We start from the raw sequence: 17,930 nt of genomic DNA, 5'->3' as shown, positions 1-17,930 counted from the left end.
CTCCCTTAGATGTACCGTTTTTCTTCTGGTGCAAAAGACTTAGCCACTTTATCAAGAACTCCGTTGACAAATTTACTGCTGTTCTCAGTTCCGTATTTTTTTGCAATTTCCACAGCTTCATCAAGTGTAACTTCAATAGGAACGTCCGATTCGTATAAAAGCTCGTAAGTGGCTAAGCGAAGAATGCTTCTATCCACCAGAGAAAGCCTCTGTAAACTCCAGTTTTCAAGACACAGAGAAATCTTTTCGTCTATTGATGGAAGGTTCTCGTAAATGCCCTTTACATACCTTGTTATGTCTGCTTTCATTAAGCCAGATTTGCTGATGTGCAATATATCTTCAAGAACTGTTTCAATTGAATCGTTGCGAAATTCATTCTGGAATATCACTTTGAAAACTAAATCTCTCATTTTGCTGCGACGAGTCACGGGTGATGATCACTCCTTCTCTTCTGTTTTCTCCTGCTCGCCTTCTTCGACGTCTTCTATTTTTACGTTCACGGCGGCAACTTGGAGGTCTGTCATTCGTTCGATATCCATTTTCACTCTTTCCATAATTTTCTGGGCAGTTTCAACAAGGGATTTTCCAAATGGAACTGATATTTCTACACCGATCGTCACGTTATCTTCAGGAGATCGATCGATTTGCAGTGATTTTCTAATCTTTTTCTGTTTTTTTTCATCAGTTACTTCTAATGCAGCGAAGATGCTTCTCAGGGCAATTTCTCTTATTGCATTATCGGAGATATCTATGTTTCCCATGCCTTTGTTTTCCATAAAATCACCTCCTATGCGCGTTCGACATACTCTCCAGTACGAGTATCAACTTTTATAAACTCACCTGTTTCCACAAAAAATGGCACATTAATCTTCAGACCGGTTTCCAGCACAGCTGGTTTTCCGCCTCCAGATACCGTATCACCTTTAAAACTTGGTTCTGTTTCGACAACTTTTAAGGTTACCACATTAGGCAACTGAACTCCAATGGGTTTATCTTCCAGAAATACAAGACTCAGCTCAAGATTTTCTATAAGATACCACTTTGCATCCTGCAAATCTTCTTCTGAGAGGATATACTGCTCGTAATCATCGAGTGCCATAAAATGGTAGTGCGCGCCATCGCTGTAAAGGAACTGAGCCTGTCTGAATGATAGATTTGCTTCCTCAACTCTTTCTCCGCTACTGAAATTCACGTCTTTGACAAATCCAGTTACGACACTTTTAAGTTTGGTCCGTATTATACCTCTTCCCATGGCCATGTGGTGTTTGCTCACATCAACAACACGATGAGGTTCACCATTTACCATTATTACCATGCCTTTTTTCAGATCACCAACTTCTACCATGACTTCACCTCCAGATTAAATTGTAATTAGCTCTCTCTTCAAGTTTGTCAGTTTTTCCAGAGCATTGCTTCGAACCACGACGTCTTCTTCTATTCTAACGCCGAACTTCCCTTCAAGGTATATTCCCGGTTCAATGGTAACAACACTGCCGGCAGGCAGAAGGTTTTCATTACTGCTGCTTACTCTTGGGGATTCGTGAATTTCAATACCAATTCCATGACCGAGTCCGTGACCAAAGTATTGGCCATAGCCATTTTTCGAGATGTGTTCCCTTGCTATAAAATCAAGTTGCTTTCCTGTCATTCGAGAGTTACCATTCTGGAGAGCTAAACTCTGCGCATCATATACTGTTTGGTAAACTTTTCTAAATTCGTCGTCCGGTTTTCCGAAAAATATAGTTCTCGTTATATCCGCACAGTAACCATTGAACGACGCTCCAAAATCAAACAAAATAGGTTCATTCAGGGATATCTTCCTGTTAGAAGGTCTTCCGTGGGGAAGAGATGTTCTTGGGCCAGAGATAACAATTGTTTCAAAAGCAATTCCATCTGCACCAGACTTTTTCATATTGTATTCAAGTTCAGCAGCTATATCCTTCTCAGTTATACCATCTTTTATAATCTCTATAGTCTTTAAAAATGCTCTTTCACTTATTTCGACAGCCTTTTTTATAAGTTCGATTTCTCTTTCATCTTTCACCTCCCTCAAATTATCAATCATCGAATCTATAGGAACAAACTTAGCGTCTATTTCGCTGCTGAGTTTTTCGAAGACGCTATGACTTATTCTTTGAAACTCAAGCCCTATGGTTTTTGCTTTGAATTCTTGATTTAAAACAGAATGGATTGTGCCGATCAGACTCGAATTTCTGAACTCAACCAGTTTGAAATCTGTCTGTTGCTTGGCCTGTTCAAAGTATCTCGAGTCTGTTATTATGAACTGCTTTTCTCTGTTTATCAAAAGTACGCTAAAAGAGCCTGTGAAATTTGAAAGATAATATGTTGATGGCTTTGATGAATACTCCACATTGTAGATTAAAGCAACATCAACACCCGCTTTTTCAATTTTGTCAAAGAATCTCTCAAGTTTATTCAATTTCTGCACCTCCTCGTTTAATTGTACAATAAATAGTCAAGGAGGTGGCAGAAACGAACAGAAGACAGATAATTTTCGTGTGCAAGAAAATTATAGATCTGTTTCCACGATCTTCTTTTGAAAAAGATCCATTTAGAGTACTTATTGCGACAATACTTAGCCAACGAACAAAAGACGAAAACACAGATAAAGCATCCAAAAAACTTTTCGAGAGTTTTCCAGATGTCTATTCTCTTTCTATGGCAAAACCTTCTCAAATTTACGATTTGATAAAAGCATCCGGTATGTACAGGCAAAAAGCGGAGAGGATAATAAAAGTTTCTCAGATCATTGTTGAAAAATTCAATGGAAAAATCCCGGCAAACCTGCATGATTTGTTGAGTTTGCCGGGTGTAGGAAGAAAAACAGCGAATATTGTTTTATATCATTGTTTTTGCCAGCCAGCCCTTGCTGTTGATACTCATGTACACAGAATATCAAACAGACTTGGTTTTGTGAAAACCAAAACACCGGAACAAACCGAAGAAGGGCTTAAAAAGATAATACCTGAGAAGTTTTGGGGGCCAATAAATGGTGCAATGGTGGAATTTGGAAAAAAGGTTTGTTTACCTCGAAAACCAAAATGTCAGGAATGCCCTGTGAATAAATATTGTGAATATTTTAATTCAATCAAATTTTCAGAAAATGGAAAAAATTGAATCTCAAAAGAAAATATGTAAGTAGATTTGATGAGCGTATAATATAACAAAACATAAGAAGGGGGTGCTTTCTATGAGAAAATTTCTTACGCTTTGTGCAGTTTTAGTTGTTTCGATGCTTTTGTTTGGTCAAAATCAGAGCGTAGTAATCTATGCATTTGGTTCTGAGATGATAACACTTGATCCGAGCACAGAGTTCTCCAACTCAATTGTTGTTTTAAACAACGTTTATGAAACGCTCACTATGTACGCCGACGGAAAATTGGTCCCCGTGCTTGCGACTGAGTGGAAATCGAATGATTCTGGAACAGAGTGGGTTTTTAAGCTGAGAAAAAATGTTAAATTTCATGATGGCACAGAGTTGACTTCTCAGTCCGTAAAATACTCTATCTACAGGTGTATAAACCTTGCTGGAGGACCGTCTTACATCTGGGATAGTGTTGAAAGTATTGAGACGCCAGATAAGTACACTGTCGTCTTCAAATTAAAATATCCGGCAAATATTCCATTGATAGCTGCTTCAGGATATGGTGCTTTTATCTTTAGCGAGAAAGTTAGCCAGATTGGAAATGATCAGGTTATAACAGATTGGTTTAATTCAGGAAACGAAGCCGGGTCTGGACCTTATGTGTTAGCAAAATATGATCCCAAAACACAGATTGTTTTGAGAAAATTTGATGATTACTGGGGAGGATGGAATAACAAAAAATTTGAAAATGCCATAATTCAGATTGTTCCTGATCCTTCACTGCGTTCACAGATGGTTACTTCGGGAAAAGCTCATATCACAAGAGATTTGATATACGATGATTTAAAAAAACTTGAGAATAATCCAAATGTAATTGTGAAAAAGAAACCAAGTTATCAGGTGCTTTATCTGTTTTTTAACACGAAAAAACCTCCGTTCAATAACAAAGATTTCAGAAAAGCAGTCGCATATGCTCTCCCTTACGATGATATCCTGAAGTATGTCTTGCTTGGCTATGGAACAAGGCCTAATGGCATCATACCCAAAGGCATGGTTGCTCATGCAGATCATCTGGAACCACTTGTACAGGATCTCAATAAAGCGGATAATTTTCTGAGCAAATCCGGGTTAAACCTGAAATCATTCAGAGTCCTTCTGACTTACATGCAGAGCGATGAAGGTGAGAAAAAAACAGCTGAACTGATTTGGTCATCGTTGAAGAAACTTGGCATAGATACAGAAATCAGACCAATGAACTGGGAACAACAATGGGCGCTTGCGAGAAGTGATCCATCTCAAGCTCAGGACATGTTCATAATGTACTGGTGGCCAACTGTTATGACACCGTATGATTTTCTATACAGCATGTTCCATACCGAAGATCAGGTTCTGTTTAATCTCTCTTATTACTACAACGACAAAGTTGATGAACTTATGGATCGAGCAGTCACCTTAGAAGGCATTAATTTGAAGAAAGCGGAAGAATTTTACAGAATGGTTGAAACTCTACTCAGAGAAGATATGCCAGCGATTCCGCTATACCAAATTGATGAGGTTTATGTGCTTCATAAATCAATAAAAGGATTTGAAAGCAATCCTGCTTATCCGAATGTTGTATTTTTCTATAATTTAGAAACAAATTTCTGAGGAAGATTGATCTGTGAACTGGTTAAGGTATAGTGTTTCAAGACTGATAAGTTCTCTCATAGTAATTTTTGGCGTGATACTGGTTGTTTATGTAATATCGGCAGTTGTTCCATCAGATCCTGCTGCACTGTGGGTTGGCCCACATCCAACCTACAGTGCTCTCCAGAATGCAAGAGAGAAATTGAAACTCGATTTGCCCCTATTTGAGCGTTTTTTCTATTTTTTCAAAGATCTTTTGCGAGGGGATCTTGGTATTTCTATAAGAACGCACAATCCGGTCTCACAGGATATATTCAAAGCCTTTGGTGCTACCTTTGAGTTGATTCTTTTTTCAGAATTTTTAGCCATAATTATCGGAATTATCCTGGGAGTTTATGCTGGAGTATACCAGAACAAATTACCCGATAGTATAAATCGAATCTTCGCAGTAGCAGGAGTTTCATTGCCTGGTTTCTGGTTTGGAATGATTCTTCAATTAATATTTTTCAAGTATCTTGGTATATTACCATTATCCGACAGGATTGATATTGTTGTTTCACTCACGAATCCGTTTAAGGAAATTACAGGTTTCTATTTGATCGATACCTTAATTGATAGGAATATTCCAGCTTTTGTGGACGTTCTTAAACATTTGATCCTTCCTGCAATAACCTTATCTGTTTATCCCATTGGTTTGATAACAAGACAGGTAAGATCGATGATGATAGAAGTCTTGAATGAAAATTACATAAGAACTTCTATAGCTTATGGCATACCGAAAAGAAAAATCTATTTTCAATACGCATTGAAAAATGCCATAGCACCAGCGATGGTGACTGTTGCTCTTTCATTTGCCTATACGCTTGTTGGAGCTTTTCTGGTTGAATTGATTTTCAACTGGCCGGGGCTTGGAAGATATGCTGCAAATTCAATATTGAGTATGGATTATCCTGCTATCGTTGGGGTGACACTTGTCGTTTCGATAACATATGTTCTGATCAATTTCGTAGTGGATATTCTTCAGGCAAAAATAGATCCGCGAATTAAATATTAAGGTGGTGGAATTTTTGGATTCCATTCTGGTATTGAAAGTTGCGTTAAAAAAACCAACAGCTTTGTTTTCAGTTGTGGTAATCGCGTTGACTTTGTTCATGGCTATTTTTGCGCCATTTATAACTCCTTATAAAGATCAGGCGCTGGGAGAACCGAATCTTTCGGAACGCCTTCAACCACCTGGCGGCAAGCATATCCTGGGAACTGACCACATGGGACGAGATATACTCAGCCGTATTATCTACGGCAGCAGAACATCACTTCTGGTTGGTATAACTGTCGTGACGTTTTCGGGTTTGATAGGAATGATTGTCGGCATTGCCGCTGGATATTTCGGTGGAATTGTAGATAATCTGTTAATGAGATTTACCGACATTTTCCTTGCATTTCCACCTTTATTGCTGGCTCTGTTGATAGCTTCGACTCTTGGAAAAGGGTTGGGTAATGCTGTGCTTGCTCTGGTGATAACCTGGTGGCCGTGGTATGCAAGGTTATCAAGATCTCAGGTGCTTTCGATTAAAACGCTCGCTTACGTAGAAGCGGCGCGATCTGCTGGTGTTTCAAATTTTATGATTATGATCAGGCATATTTTCCCAAATTGTGTAACTCCCGTTCTGGTACAGGCTACCATGGATATGGGCTCAGCCATACTGGAGGCAGCTGCTTTGTCATTTCTCGGCCTGGGGGTCCAGCCACCAGCTCCAGACTGGGGATTAATGATAAGTGAAGGAAAGAATTACTTTCTGAATTACTGGTGGGTTCCAACTTTTCCTGGCTTGTTCATATTTTTACTCGTTATGAGTTTTAATTTGCTCGGAGATGTTTTGAGAGAAATTCTTGATCCGCGGCTCAGGAGGAGATTTTTTCTGTGAAAAAACTTGTGGAATTTGAAAGCTATTCTTTGACTTTTGCAACACTCAGTGGAAAGATAAAAGTGCTTGAGAATGTTTCATTTTCTATCAACCATAACGAAGTGTTTGCGCTGGTTGGCGAAACAGGATGCGGAAAAACGGTGACAGCTATTTCTATCTTGAATCTGCTTCCTGTAAATGCTATTAGATCGGGGAGGATTTTTTTCAATGGAACGGAAATAGACGATAAAACAGTAGAGTTGATTCGTGGAAGAGATGTGGCTATGATCTTTCAAGATCCGACCTCTTCATTAAACCCACTTTATACTGTTGAAAAACAGTTAATGGACATTCTGGTAACGAGGCAGCATATGTCTAAGAAAGAAGCAGGCTTAAAAATGCCAGAGCTGCTGAAACAGGTTCAGTTATACGACGTAGATAGAATTCTTAAATCTTATCCACATGAACTTTCTGGTGGCATGAGACAACGCATTATGATAGCAATGGCACTGGCGTGCAAACCAAAATTGTTGATAGCCGATGAACCAACGACTGCACTTGATGTGACAGTGCAGCGTCAAATCTTGTATCTGATAGCTCAGATAAAGGAAAAAAATCAACTTTCTATTCTCTTCATCACACATGATATGGGTATCGTTGCTCAGATAGCTGATCGTGTTGGGGTTATGTACGCCGGGATGATGGTTGAAATTGCACCGAAGAAAACAATTTTTGAAAAACCGCTGCATCCGTATACAGCAGGTCTTATGAGTTGCATATTTAATCCAAAAAAGAAAACCAGACCGAAGCCAATCGCTGGTTCTGTTCCGTCATTCAATAGTTTTTCGAATGAATGCAGGTTTCACAGCCGATGTGGAATAAGCCGCAAAATTTGTTCAGAGATATCTCCAGAGCTTGTTGAAATTGAACCAGGACATCTGGTTGCATGTCACGCATGTGGTGGTGTCAGAGATGATTGAGGTAGTTAATCTGAGAAAGTATTTTTTGGTCAGATCCAGTGGCATCTGGGGAAGAAAGAAAATTTTGAGAGCTGTTGATGGAATAAGTTTTTCCACGAAAATTGGTGAAACACTGGCAATAGTAGGAGAATCAGGAAGTGGAAAAAGTACATTAGTTCGCTGCATTAATGGTTTGGTTCAGCCAACGAGCGGTGAAATATACCTTGATGGCGTAAAAGTAAACGGTTTGAAAGGTGAACAGTACAGACAGAAGGTTTCAAGAAAAATTCAGATGGTCTTTCAAGACCCTGTGACGTCATTAAATCCAAGGATGAAGGTTCTCGAAATAGTGAGTGAGCCTTTAATGGTTCATACCAGATTCTCCAGTATTGACAGAAAAGGTATGGTTCTCGAGCTACTGGAGCGTGTAGGGTTGAATGAAAAACATATGTACAAGTATCCAGGAGAGCTGAGTGGAGGTCAGTGCCAGCGCGTTGCTATAGCCCGTGCGCTGTCGATAAAGCCCGGAGCTCTCATCTTGGATGAACCTACCGCATCCTTAGATGTGTCTGTTCAAGCTCAGGTGATAGATCTTTTGATGCAGTTGCAAAATGAGTTTGATTTAACGTATCTATTTGTTAGCCATGATATTTCTGTGGTCAGGAGTATCAGCCACAGAACAATGGTGATGTATCTCGGAAAGGTTATGGAGCTGGGTCCAACTGAAGAAGTGATAGATAATCCACTTCACCCGTACACTGAAATTTTGATTTCCTCGATATTTGTTCCAGATCCAAATATTCCTTTGTTCAGGCCAAGAGTTCAGGGAGAACCATCTGATCCTGTTGAGTTATTGTCTGGCTGTTTATTTCGCACGCGATGTCCGATTGCAGAAAATATTTGTTCGAAGCACGATATGAGTTTGAAGCAGGTGAAAGACAATAGATTTTCTGCCTGTTGGAAAAGCTGAAAGGGGGCACAGGATGTGATTAGACTTAATTTAGATGATATTAAACAAATTTTGTTTGGATGTGCTTTGCTTGGTACTGGCGGCGGCGGTGATCTGCAAGAGGGTGTGAAAATGGTTGAAGAAGTGAATGCAGAAGTTAATATGATCTCCTTGGAAGAGTTAAACGAAGGCGATTTGGTGGCATGCCCATATTTTGTTGGGTCAGTTTCCCCGAGAGACATGATAGAAAAAAAGAAAATTTCGAGGAAAATTACGTCTCCTGTGTTGGAATCTTTGAACATACTCGAAGAGTTCATGGGCAAAAAAATTTCAGGTGTTTTTCCAACAGAACTTGGCGGAGGAAATACGGCGGTGGCTTTCCAGGTGGCTGCTATGAAAAACATTCCTGTTGTGAATGCAGATCCCGTGGGTCGTGCAGTCCCCGAGGTTCAGCACACAACTTTCTTTTTATATGATATCCCTATGACTCCATTTTCATTGTGTAATGAATTTGGGGATAAAATAATAGTCCCGGAAATTTCATGTGATGAACAAGCCGAAGAGATTATCAGATCTGTGGCTGTGGCAAGTGAAAATAGAATAGGTGTGACATCTCATCCGCTCGATGCTAAAATCTTGAAAAAGTCGATCGTAGCAAACACTCTGTCAAAAGCATGGAAAATAGCGAAAGTTCGCGAGGCAGCTCTGATTAAAGGAGAAGATCCCGTTGCAGCGGTTGCAAAATCTGCCGGTGGGTACGTGCTATTCAAAGGTGTTGCCCTGAAAGATGCAAACTGGCGAGACGAAGATGGTTTTACAGTAGGAGATATGTACATAGAAGGTGTGGAAAAATATAAAGGGAGAATTATGAAAATATGGTTTAAAAATGAAAATCTGATCTCATGGATTGACGACATTCCATATGTCACCAGCCCGGATCTGATAATACTTGTCCACTCCGAAGATGCTTCTCCTGTACTGAATCCACACCTGAAAAGAAAAGACAAAGTCAGCGTTATTGGTATTCCCTCAGAGCCAGTATGGCGCAGTCCAAGGGCTATTGAGATACTTGGGCCAAGACATTTCGGCTTTGATATAGATTTTATTCCTGTTGAGAGGAGAATAAAAAGTGCGATTTGAATTGATTCGCCCTGCAAAAAAACTCATTAACGATGTATTTGAAATCAAAGAAGGCGAAGAAGTTGTTTTGACTTATGACACACTTTCAGATTTGCAAGTGGTTCAGATTACAGCGGCAGCAGCTGTTGAAATGGGTGCGAAACCTGTTCTTATATGCGTGCCTGCTCCAGATGGTGTTGGAAAAGCAGCTGATCCGCAGCTTCCTTTAAGAACACTGAGTGCCGCTCTGGAACATTGCGACGTATGGATTGAATTTAATGAAAGATGGCTCCTGTATTCCACAGTTTATGAACAGGCCATGAAAAATAAAAATCTTAGATATATGTGCCTGGTTGGTATGAATTCGGAAATGATGCAGAGAACACTGGATCTCGATCTGAGAAAATTGAGAGAATTTCTCAAAAAGGTAACAGAGAGAATCTCGAAAGCCAGAAAGGTTCGAATCACAACCGCCGCTGGCACAGATATAAATTTCGAAAATCATCCACATAGACCCGTTATATGCGATTCAGGAGAAGCAAATCTACCGGGGATTTATATGCTTCCTGGGCAAATTAGCTGGTCACCTGTGTTTGAATCCATAAACGGTAAAATAGTTTTTGATGGATCTCTTGTTCCTCCTGCTGGCATACTTAGGGAGCCTGTGGAGCTCACTATTGAAAATGGCGAAATAAAAAGAATTTCAGGAGGAACAGAAAGCATTATTTTTAAAAAATGGCTTGAATCATTTAAACATCGAGGTATGTTCAGACTAGCTCATATATCGCTTGGTTTCAATCCAGGAGCCAAACTCACGGGCAATGTGCTTGAGGATGAAAGAGTATGGGGGTGCAGTGAATGGGGGATCGGATACATAGGGGAGGATATGATTCCAGATATAAAAATGGAAGATCAAGCTCCGTCACATTGCGATGGGGTTTGTCTTAATTCGACCATAATTCTTGATGATGCCGTTGTTGTGAAAAATGGCGTTGTCGTTGATGAAGAACTCATGAATTTTGTTCCAAAGTAAGAAACTTTCTAACATTTGAAAAACACAATTTTGCAATTTTTTTCAGTTCTTCCAGGCCATATTTTTTGATAAACTGGCGGATGAACTCTATAGTTTTATTACTTGCTCCAAGTGGTATCTCCATTTCATAAAACTTGGAACGAGTTTCTATCCAATTTAAAAATTCTGCCCTCGATACAATTGATGCTGCAGCTACAGCAAGGTTTCTTTCACCATTTTTGAATCCTATCAGGGTTAATTGTTCAACTGACCTCATTCTGTCTTTTTTTGCTCCGAAATCGTCGTATACAGCTATAAGTGATGATCTTTTTTCTAAAACTCGTGAAATTGCATCTATGTGCATTTGTTCCAGTAATCTGTTCATATTTATCTTTTTTTCATTCAATCTTTCAGGCTCAAAGACAACAATCGCATGAGGGCAGATATTTTTTATTTTTTTCGAAATCTCTAAAATTTTGCGATCGTTAATAGATTTACTATCTTTTATATCCACATCTTTCAAAGCTACATACTCTTTGCAACCAATGTACACAGCTGTAACCACAACAGGACCAAAAACATCGCCCTTCCCCACTTCATCAGATCCTATTGCCGGTAAAATATTTTTGGGATCGGCGGGAAGGTTTTCCAGAATGCGCTTCTGTATAGAAAGATCTGAGTCTTTGCAAAAAAGAGTTTCGAATGTCGGTTTTTCTTCCCCCAATGCATGTTTAATTTTCTCAAGACACGATGGTTTTATTTGAGATAGATCGACAGTTGTACTTTTGTTTTTTCTGAAATATATTCTCAGGTATCCGCAATTTTCTATCAAAAACTGGATACCATACTGAATCTCTTTTTGGGATACAATTCTCAGATTTGCTTTTAACAATTTGTTTTTTAGGTCATCTATCATGGCTGGTTTAAAATCTTCTGTGCAAAATCAAAGCCGAGTTTTTCTGCCCTCTTTAAATCTTCCTCGGTTGGTCCACCATTAAAATCATAAACATCAACTATCTGCCATTTCAAAGCTTCTGCTATTTCCTTAGCGCGCTTTGAGGCACCTCCACTCCAGCCATAACTACCAAATATCGCGGCTGTCTTGAATTGAACATGCTTGATAGATGACACTTCAAGTGTCTCTGCCATTGGTGGAAAGAGAGATCCTTCGTATGTCGGAGCTCCAATAATCACACCTCTATATTTCCACAAAGAGGCCAGTATATAACTCACATGTGTTTCAGCAACATTGAAAACTTCAACAGGTATTCCTGTTTGCGAAAGTCCTTTTAGAACACTGCTCATGAATCTTTCTGTATTTCCATACATAGATCCATAAAGCAATGTTACGCCCTTTTCAGATGGCTGAGAGGCGTATTCGGCCCACTTTTTGTACAAATTTACGACCAGATCTGGTTGCTTGCGCCAGATCAAACCATGAGAAGGTGCGATGACCTCTATGGGAACTGATTTTAGTTTTTCTATGGCTTTAAGCACAGGACGAGAAAATGTTGCAACTATATTGGTATAGTATCTCAGCATCTCTTTAAGGTAAAAATCTTTTTCACTGCATTCATCATCGAATATGGTTCCTCTCAGAACTCCATACCCTCCAAATCCATCGCAGGAAAACAGGATTTTATGGTTTATCTCATAAGTCATCATTGTTTCCGGCCAGTGAACATAAGGTGTGTAATAGAATCTCAAAGTTTTTTTCCCTATATTTATCTCCTGCTGATCTTTGACAATCCTCACCTTGTTGTCTATATGGTAAAAAGCCTTCAAAAGATTTGCGCCTTTTTCGCTTATAAGAATCTCCACGTTTGGCGCTATTTTTTTTAAAACTGTTAAGATACCTGTATGGTCTGGTTCCATATGATTTATGACCACATAATTTATTTTTGATACTGGAATTATTTCTTCGATTTGCTCAAAGAATTCATCAGTTTTTATAGATTTTGCAAGATCTATCAAAACATTCTTTTCATCTTTCAGCAGATACGCGTTGTAAGATATACCTTCTTCTCCTATAGGCCAGAAACCTTCAAAAAGATGTGTGAATCTGTCATTAACGCCTACCCAGTAAACATCGGGTTTTATCTCAACAGCTCTCATATGTGTACCCCCTTACAGAATGCCGGCAAATGCCGGCACTCATGCTACAGTTATCTTTTTACTGCTTTCCCAAAGGCCGTGAATGTTGCAATAAGCAAGGGCATACATTGTTCCAGACTTTTTGATTTTCATCCAGAAATTTCCCGCATGGTGAGTCCACACTGATCCCTGGTTAGGACCAGCTACAGCTTCACCGTGAGCATTGAATTCAAATGTAGCAACATCATAAGTGAATTTCTCACCATCTGGATGAAAGAAAACTTTGATCCATTTGATGTGGTGTTCTGTTGTGTTTGGATGAGCGATCTCTTTACCAATTGAGACTTTTACTTCGAAAAGCTCATCTGCTTTAACACTGTCTGGGCAATCGATTACAGGTACATGTTTTTCTGCCTTCCAGTCAGCACTCTGTATTCGTTCTGATAGACTCATAATTACACCTCCTCTGAATATATTTTAACACCATAGGTGTTAAGAAATAAAAGCATTTCATTTATTTAGATAATTTATAACCAGGCAGTTTTTCGGGGTATTACTTTGCTAAGCGATTATTTTTAACCCAAAATCCTTAGCCATTTGAAAAACTTCGTTGTATTCTTCAACGTGAATTTTTCTTGAAAGCTCTGGATAATGATGAGCTTTGTAAGCTGGATAATACTGGCTCATAATATTCACGGGTATATCTCTGGAAATTGAAGATATAAGTTGAAAAATTTTTTCTAGGGCAGTTAATCTTTCCGGTAAAACGAGATGCCTTACAAAAACGCCTCGCACAGCTAAATTGTTTTCTATTTTCAAAGCACCTACCTGCCTGTGCATTTCTTTTAATGCAGAAAAGGTGTGAGCCACATAATTTTTTATACCGGAGTATTTCAGAGCTATTGAATCTTCCCCGTATTTGAAATCTGGCATGTATATGTCAATTAATCCTTCGAGTAATTCAAGTGTGTATAAAGATTCATAACCACTACAGTTATAGACAATAGGAATTTTGAGTCCTTTTTCGACAGCAATTGAAACGGCTTCAACAATGAAGGCTATCTGGTGGGTTGGACTAACAAGGTTCACGTTGTGGCAATTCATTTTCTGGAGTTCTATCATTATGTTTGCCAGTTTTTCTACAGAAATTTTCTTTTCTTTGACGGACTGACTTATTTGCCAATTCTGGCAATAAACGCATGTTATGTTGCAACCACTGAAAAAGATCGTTCCGGAGCCACCCTTGCCCACCAAAAAACTTTCTTCGCCAAAATGTGGACCATAGCTTGAAACAAAAACCCCATAACCTGTTTTACAGGCGCCAATTTCGTTGTTTAATCTGTTTACACCACATTTTCTCGGACAAAGATTGCATTTTTTCATTCTTCTTTTCAAAATGTCAGCTCTTCGCTTGATTTTCTCATAAATAGGTCTCATGATGTTTCCTCAGAGAAATTATACAATTGTCAGTTAGTGCTATCATAAAGATTGGAGGTGCGGTTTTGCAAAGAAAGATATATTTGAAAAAACTTGATGTGTCAGATGCGCTTGAAAAATACAAAGCAGAATTGCAGCAAAGAGGTTTTTTCTTTGATGAATCAGAGATAATTCAGACAAGGAAATCTGCCCGAAGGGTTCTTGCAGAAGCTGTGTATGCAAAGAGAAATGTACCAGCTTACAATAGTGCTGCTATGGATGGAATAGCCGTGAGAAGCGTTGATACTGCTGGTGCTTCGAAAGTAAGACCAAAAATCTTACAAAAAAATCAGTTTGAATTCATAAACACAGGTAATCCTATGAAAATACCTTTTGACAGTGTGATAATGATAGAAAATGTTCATGTAATCGATGAAGACCATGTTCAAATATTTGAATCAATTCCACCTTTTCATAATGTCCGATTAATAGGTGAGGATGTATGTGAACAGGACATGATTTTTACTCGATATCATAGACTCAGACCTTATGATGTAGCACTTCTTCTGGCAGCCGGGGTTTTTGAGGTGAAAGTGCTTAAAAAAATGAAAGCAATTGTCATACCAACAGGTGGGGAAGTCGTTCAGCCAGAAGATGAAATAGATGTTGGAGCGATCCCGGAAACAAATTCTGTTATGATAAAGGCTTATCTTGAGGAACTTGATGTGGATGTCAATGTAAATGATGTCGTTCCGGATTCGTTAGATCTCATATCTGAAACTATATTAAAAGCGGTAGAATCATACGACTTGATTTTTTTAAATGCTGGTTCTTCGGCCGGCTCTTTTGATTATTCTTACCATGCTTTAGAGCAGCTTGGAAAAGTTGTTGTGCACGGGTTAAATGTGAGACCTGGCAAGCCTACCATCCTTGGAATAATCAGAAACAAACCAGTCATATGTCTTCCTGGATATCCGGGCTCATGCTATGTGATCCTCGAGAATATTGTTAAGCCCCTGATAAATGAGAAATACAGAATTATAACGGAGAAAAACCTGTTTCTGGAGGCGTCTTCTCTCAGAAGAGTGGTTTCTTCTATATCAGAAGATGAATTTATAAGGGTAAGTCTGGCAAAAATCAAAGATCGATACGTTTTTGTTCCGTTGAAACGTGGAGCGGCAAGTATGGACGCTTTATCAAAGATGAGCGGCACTGTTGTGGTTCAAAAAGGAGTTGAGCTACTTGACGAGGGAGATAAGGTCACGGTTGGGTTGAACAGGTCGCTTGAAGAGATAGATAAAAATATACTGTTTGTTGGAAGCCATGATCCGCTTATTTCCATAATAGCGGATCTTTTGAAACAAAAAGATTTCTCATTGAATATGTCAATCGTGAATGCTGGAAGTATGGGAGCAGTTGCTGCTGTAGCAAAAAACTGTGCCCATATAGGAGGAATACATTTGTTTGACCCAGTTTCTGGCGAGTACAATGTACCATATTTAAAGAGATACCTTCCCCAATACATCCTGATGAAGTTTGTCAAGCGAAATCAGGGTTTGATAGTTCAGAAAGGTAATCCAAAGAAAATTGAAAATTTGTTTGATCTGACAAGAAAAGATATCAGGTTCGTCAACAGGCAGAGAGCTGCGGGAACGAGAATTCTTCTGGATTACCATCTCTCAAAGCTTGGAATTGATCCATCACAGATAAATGGCTATGAAGACGAAGAGTTTACGCACATAAATCTTGCTCTGAAGATTAAAAAAGGCATGGCTGATGTGGGACTTGGCATTGCTTTTGCCGCAAAAATAATGGATCTTGATTTTATCCCACTGATCTGGGAAGATTATGATTTGCTGGTTCTGGAAGAATTTTTCAATGATGATAGATTTCAAATAATAATGGATTTGATACTTTCAAAAAATTTTTGCAACAGTGATTTGATCTATCAGGGGTATGATCTTTCAAGTGTGGGGAAAATAATCAGAGGTGAAAATTGTGATCAAATCAGCGGTAATAACAATCAGTGATAAGGCTTCCAAGGGTGAGAGAATTGATGAAAGTGGAAAAATTATCCAGCAAATGCTGAAAACGATAGATGCAAACATCATGTATTACAAAATAGTACCTGATGAACTGGATGACATTAAAAATGAGCTGTTGAACCTTTGCAAATCTGGCTTTGACCTTATTCTAACAACTGGTGGGACAGGCCTCTCTCCAAGAGATGTAACACCAGAAGCAACAATTTCCGTTGTAGAAAAAAGGATTTATGGAATAGAAATAGCTATGATAAGTAAATCTATGGTACACACACCTTTTGGGATGCTTTCAAGAGCGATAGCTGGTATTCGTGGCAAAACATTGATAATAAATTTACCCGGTAGTCCCCGGGCAGTTGAAGAGAATCTATCGATAATTCTTCCTGTAATACCTCACGCGATTGAGAAAATAAAAGGTTCGACTGCTGATTGTGCTCATGAAAGGGAAAAACTGGTGAAAAAAAATGAAGGTTGAATCTCTAAGATTTGCGACTCTGGAAGATATTTACAGTAGTTATGTTTCTAAAGTGGGATCAGTGACCGAAATAGAGACACTTGACACGCTCGAAAGTTTGGAGCGCGTCTGCGCGAAAGATATTTTCTCTTTAGAAAATCTACCTGGCTTCGACAAGTCTCTGGTAGATGGATATGCACTTAGGGCGCTTGATACGCGAGGTGCTTCCAGTAGTATGCCAGCGCTGCTAAAGATTGCTTTTGAAGTTCATATTGGAAAGAAACCAGATAAAAAACTGATACCAGGCGAGGCTGCCTGGGTTCCAACTGGTGGAGCGATACCTGAAGGGGCAGATGCAGTTGTAATGGTTGAGCATACTCAAGGATTCGGAGAATTTGTAGAGATCATGAAACCAGTTTCTGCTGGAGAAAATGTTATGAAATTTGACGAAGATATCAAGCGGGGCGATAGAATTTTGGAGAAAGGGACGCTTTTAAAATCTGGACATGTACAACTTTTGTTGCAACTCGGATTAATGCAGATTGAAGTTTTCAGGAAAGTAAAGGTAGCTATTATCTCAACGGGAGACGAAATAGTAGAACCATGGCAAAAGCCAGATACAGCTCAGGTGAGGGATAGTAACACCTATACTCTAAAAGCTTGGATCGAAAAACACGGTTTTGTTGCAGAGAGAGTTTCTCATGTGAAAGATGATGAGGAATCTTTGTATGAATCGCTGAAAAAGTTCCTGAATGATTACGATTTGATCGTAATAGCTGGTGGGAGTTCGATAGGCCCTCGAGATTACACTGCACGGGCAATTGAAAGGTTGGGCAAGCCGGGAATTATATACCATGGCGCACTTGTTCAACCAGGTAAGCCAACCATCTTCGCAATGATTGGTGAAAAGCCTGTGCTTGGATTACCAGGTAACCCTGTTTCATTTTTCGTAAGCTCACGATTTTTCTTGCTTCCTGTGTTGAGAAAATTGGCGGGGGCAAATGATTTTACTCCTGCACCTTCTGGGTTTGTTATATTGGCAAAAAATGTTCCTTCAATTCAAGGAAGAGAACATTTTGTCAGAGTAAAAACAGTTTTCAAAAATGGAAAAATTTTCGCCGAGCCACTTTTCAGTGAAAGTGCTCATGTTTCAAATATAGCAAATGCAGATGGAGTGATAAGGATTCCTCTTGGAGTTGAGGGAATAAATGCTGGAGAATTTGCTGAATTCTATCAGTTTTGAGAGGTG

Annotated in this window: 19 protein-coding genes; 11 read left to right on the top strand and 8 right to left on the bottom strand. The window is 39.2% G+C overall.

Features of this window, described 5'->3' with window-relative positions; all coding sequences use genetic code 11:
* Positions 1–5 precede the first annotated feature (5 nt).
* The 4 genes from nusB to TLET_RS07750 are packed head-to-tail and all read right to left on the bottom strand — an operon-like array spanning position 6 to position 2,449.
* A complete protein-coding gene (gene nusB / locus TLET_RS07765; protein WP_038051556.1) occupies positions 6–410 on the bottom strand; it encodes a transcription antitermination factor NusB in 405 nt (134 codons plus the stop codon).
* A 27-nt stretch (positions 411–437) separates the two neighbouring features.
* Entirely contained in the window at positions 438–776 is a 339-nt protein-coding gene (locus TLET_RS07760; RefSeq protein WP_012003543.1) for an Asp23/Gls24 family envelope stress response protein, read from the bottom strand.
* Positions 777–787: 11 nt separating this feature from the next.
* Positions 788–1,345: an elongation factor P gene (gene efp / locus TLET_RS07755; RefSeq protein ID WP_012003542.1), complete on the bottom strand. Its 558-nt coding sequence runs from the start codon at positions 1,343–1,345 to the stop codon at positions 788–790.
* A 15-nt stretch (positions 1,346–1,360) separates the two neighbouring features.
* Complete coding sequence (locus TLET_RS07750; protein WP_281771408.1) at positions 1,361–2,449, bottom strand: M24 family metallopeptidase; 1,089 nt, start codon at positions 2,447–2,449, stop codon at positions 1,361–1,363.
* 35 nt (positions 2,450–2,484) lie between these two features.
* Here TLET_RS07750 and nth point away from each other — a divergent pair, with 35 nt between their 5' ends.
* The 8 genes from nth to TLET_RS07710 all read left to right on the top strand — a co-directional run bounded on the left by nth (position 2,485) and on the right by TLET_RS07710 (position 10,696).
* Complete coding sequence (gene nth / locus TLET_RS07745; protein WP_012003540.1) at positions 2,485–3,138, top strand: endonuclease III; 654 nt, start codon at positions 2,485–2,487, stop codon at positions 3,136–3,138.
* A 73-nt stretch (positions 3,139–3,211) separates the two neighbouring features.
* Entirely contained in the window at positions 3,212–4,753 is a 1,542-nt protein-coding gene (locus TLET_RS07740; protein ID WP_012003539.1) for an ABC transporter substrate-binding protein, read from the top strand.
* A 13-nt stretch (positions 4,754–4,766) separates the two neighbouring features.
* On the top strand, positions 4,767–5,786 hold the full coding sequence (locus tag TLET_RS07735) for an ABC transporter permease (RefSeq protein WP_012003538.1): 1,020 nt from the start codon (positions 4,767–4,769) through the stop codon (positions 5,784–5,786).
* A 13-nt stretch (positions 5,787–5,799) separates the two neighbouring features.
* Positions 5,800–6,657: a nickel transporter permease gene (gene nikC, locus TLET_RS07730; protein ID WP_012003537.1), complete on the top strand. Its 858-nt coding sequence runs from the start codon at positions 5,800–5,802 to the stop codon at positions 6,655–6,657.
* Positions 6,654–7,616, top strand: a complete 963-nt coding sequence (locus tag TLET_RS07725) for an ABC transporter ATP-binding protein (RefSeq protein WP_012003536.1) — start codon at positions 6,654–6,656, stop codon at positions 7,614–7,616. Before nikC ends, TLET_RS07725 begins: the two co-directional genes overlap by 4 nt.
* Positions 7,609–8,565: an ABC transporter ATP-binding protein gene (locus tag TLET_RS07720; protein ID WP_012003535.1), complete on the top strand. Its 957-nt coding sequence runs from the start codon at positions 7,609–7,611 to the stop codon at positions 8,563–8,565. Before TLET_RS07725 ends, TLET_RS07720 begins: the two co-directional genes overlap by 8 nt.
* A 15-nt stretch (positions 8,566–8,580) precedes the next feature.
* The gene (locus TLET_RS07715; RefSeq protein WP_012003534.1) at positions 8,581–9,684 is read left to right on the top strand and encodes a DUF917 domain-containing protein; all 1,104 of its coding nucleotides are present in this window, start codon (positions 8,581–8,583) and stop codon (positions 9,682–9,684) included.
* On the top strand, positions 9,674–10,696 hold the full coding sequence (locus TLET_RS07710; RefSeq protein WP_012003533.1) for an aminopeptidase: 1,023 nt from the start codon (positions 9,674–9,676) through the stop codon (positions 10,694–10,696). The genes TLET_RS07715 and TLET_RS07710 overlap by 11 nt, the downstream gene beginning before the upstream one ends.
* Here the strand turns inward: TLET_RS07710 and TLET_RS07705 are convergent.
* The 4 genes from TLET_RS07705 to TLET_RS07690 all read right to left on the bottom strand — a co-directional run bounded on the left by TLET_RS07705 (position 10,674) and on the right by TLET_RS07690 (position 14,206).
* A complete protein-coding gene (locus TLET_RS07705) occupies positions 10,674–11,591 on the bottom strand; it encodes a ribonuclease HIII (RefSeq protein ID WP_012003532.1) in 918 nt (305 codons plus the stop codon). The genes TLET_RS07710 and TLET_RS07705 overlap by 23 nt on opposite strands.
* A complete protein-coding gene (locus tag TLET_RS07700; RefSeq protein WP_012003531.1) occupies positions 11,588–12,790 on the bottom strand; it encodes an FprA family A-type flavoprotein in 1,203 nt (400 codons plus the stop codon). Before TLET_RS07700 ends, TLET_RS07705 begins: the two co-directional genes overlap by 4 nt.
* 39 nt (positions 12,791–12,829) lie before the next feature.
* On the bottom strand, positions 12,830–13,222 hold the full coding sequence (locus TLET_RS07695; RefSeq protein ID WP_012003530.1) for a class II SORL domain-containing protein: 393 nt from the start codon (positions 13,220–13,222) through the stop codon (positions 12,830–12,832).
* Positions 13,223–13,330: 108 nt separating this feature from the next.
* A complete protein-coding gene (locus TLET_RS07690) occupies positions 13,331–14,206 on the bottom strand; it encodes a radical SAM protein (protein WP_012003529.1) in 876 nt (291 codons plus the stop codon).
* Positions 14,207–14,271: 65 nt separating this feature from the next.
* Here TLET_RS07690 and TLET_RS07685 point away from each other — a divergent pair, with 65 nt between their 5' ends.
* Genes TLET_RS07685 through TLET_RS07675 form a run of 3 tightly spaced genes read left to right on the top strand, consistent with a single transcriptional unit; the run spans position 14,272 to position 17,924 of the window.
* Positions 14,272–16,215, top strand: coding sequence for a molybdopterin biosynthesis protein (locus TLET_RS07685; protein ID WP_012003528.1), 1,944 nt, complete (start codon positions 14,272–14,274; stop codon positions 16,213–16,215).
* Positions 16,184–16,702: a MogA/MoaB family molybdenum cofactor biosynthesis protein gene (locus TLET_RS07680; RefSeq protein WP_012003527.1), complete on the top strand. Its 519-nt coding sequence runs from the start codon at positions 16,184–16,186 to the stop codon at positions 16,700–16,702. Before TLET_RS07685 ends, TLET_RS07680 begins: the two co-directional genes overlap by 32 nt.
* Positions 16,692–17,924, top strand: coding sequence for a molybdopterin molybdotransferase MoeA (locus tag TLET_RS07675; protein ID WP_012003526.1), 1,233 nt, complete (start codon positions 16,692–16,694; stop codon positions 17,922–17,924). Before TLET_RS07680 ends, TLET_RS07675 begins: the two co-directional genes overlap by 11 nt.
* Positions 17,925–17,930: the final 6 nt, after the last annotated feature.

The organism is Pseudothermotoga lettingae TMO, from assembly GCF_000017865.1.
Lineage (GTDB): Bacteria > Thermotogota > Thermotogae > Thermotogales > DSM-5069 > Pseudothermotoga_B > Pseudothermotoga_B elfii.
The sequence above is the reverse complement of the archived record's forward strand: the minus strand, read 5'-3'. Positions and strand labels throughout refer to the sequence as shown.

Excerpts from the sequence above, each read along its gene's own strand:
- TLET_RS07740 (WP_012003539.1), top strand. The coding sequence starts at position 3,212 with ATGAGAAAATTTCTTACGCTTTGTGCAGTTTTAGTTGTTTCGATGCTT.
- TLET_RS07675 (WP_012003526.1), top strand. The coding sequence starts at position 16,692 with ATGAAGGTTGAATCTCTAAGATTTGCGACTCTGGAAGATATTTACAGT.
- efp (WP_012003542.1), bottom strand. The coding sequence starts at position 1,345 with ATGGTAGAAGTTGGTGATCTGAAAAAAGGCATGGTAATAATGGTAAAT.
- TLET_RS07695 (WP_012003530.1), bottom strand. The coding sequence starts at position 13,222 with ATGAGTCTATCAGAACGAATACAGAGTGCTGACTGGAAGGCAGAAAAA.
- TLET_RS07760 (WP_012003543.1), bottom strand. The coding sequence starts at position 776 with ATGGAAAACAAAGGCATGGGAAACATAGATATCTCCGATAATGCAATA.
- TLET_RS07690 (WP_012003529.1), bottom strand. The coding sequence starts at position 14,206 with ATGAGACCTATTTATGAGAAAATCAAGCGAAGAGCTGACATTTTGAAA.
- nusB (WP_038051556.1), bottom strand. The coding sequence starts at position 410 with ATGAGAGATTTAGTTTTCAAAGTGATATTCCAGAATGAATTTCGCAAC.
- TLET_RS07720 (WP_012003535.1), top strand. The coding sequence starts at position 7,609 with ATGATTGAGGTAGTTAATCTGAGAAAGTATTTTTTGGTCAGATCCAGT.
- TLET_RS07705 (WP_012003532.1), bottom strand. The coding sequence starts at position 11,591 with ATGATAGATGACCTAAAAAACAAATTGTTAAAAGCAAATCTGAGAATT.
- TLET_RS07700 (WP_012003531.1), bottom strand. The coding sequence starts at position 12,790 with ATGAGAGCTGTTGAGATAAAACCCGATGTTTACTGGGTAGGCGTTAAT.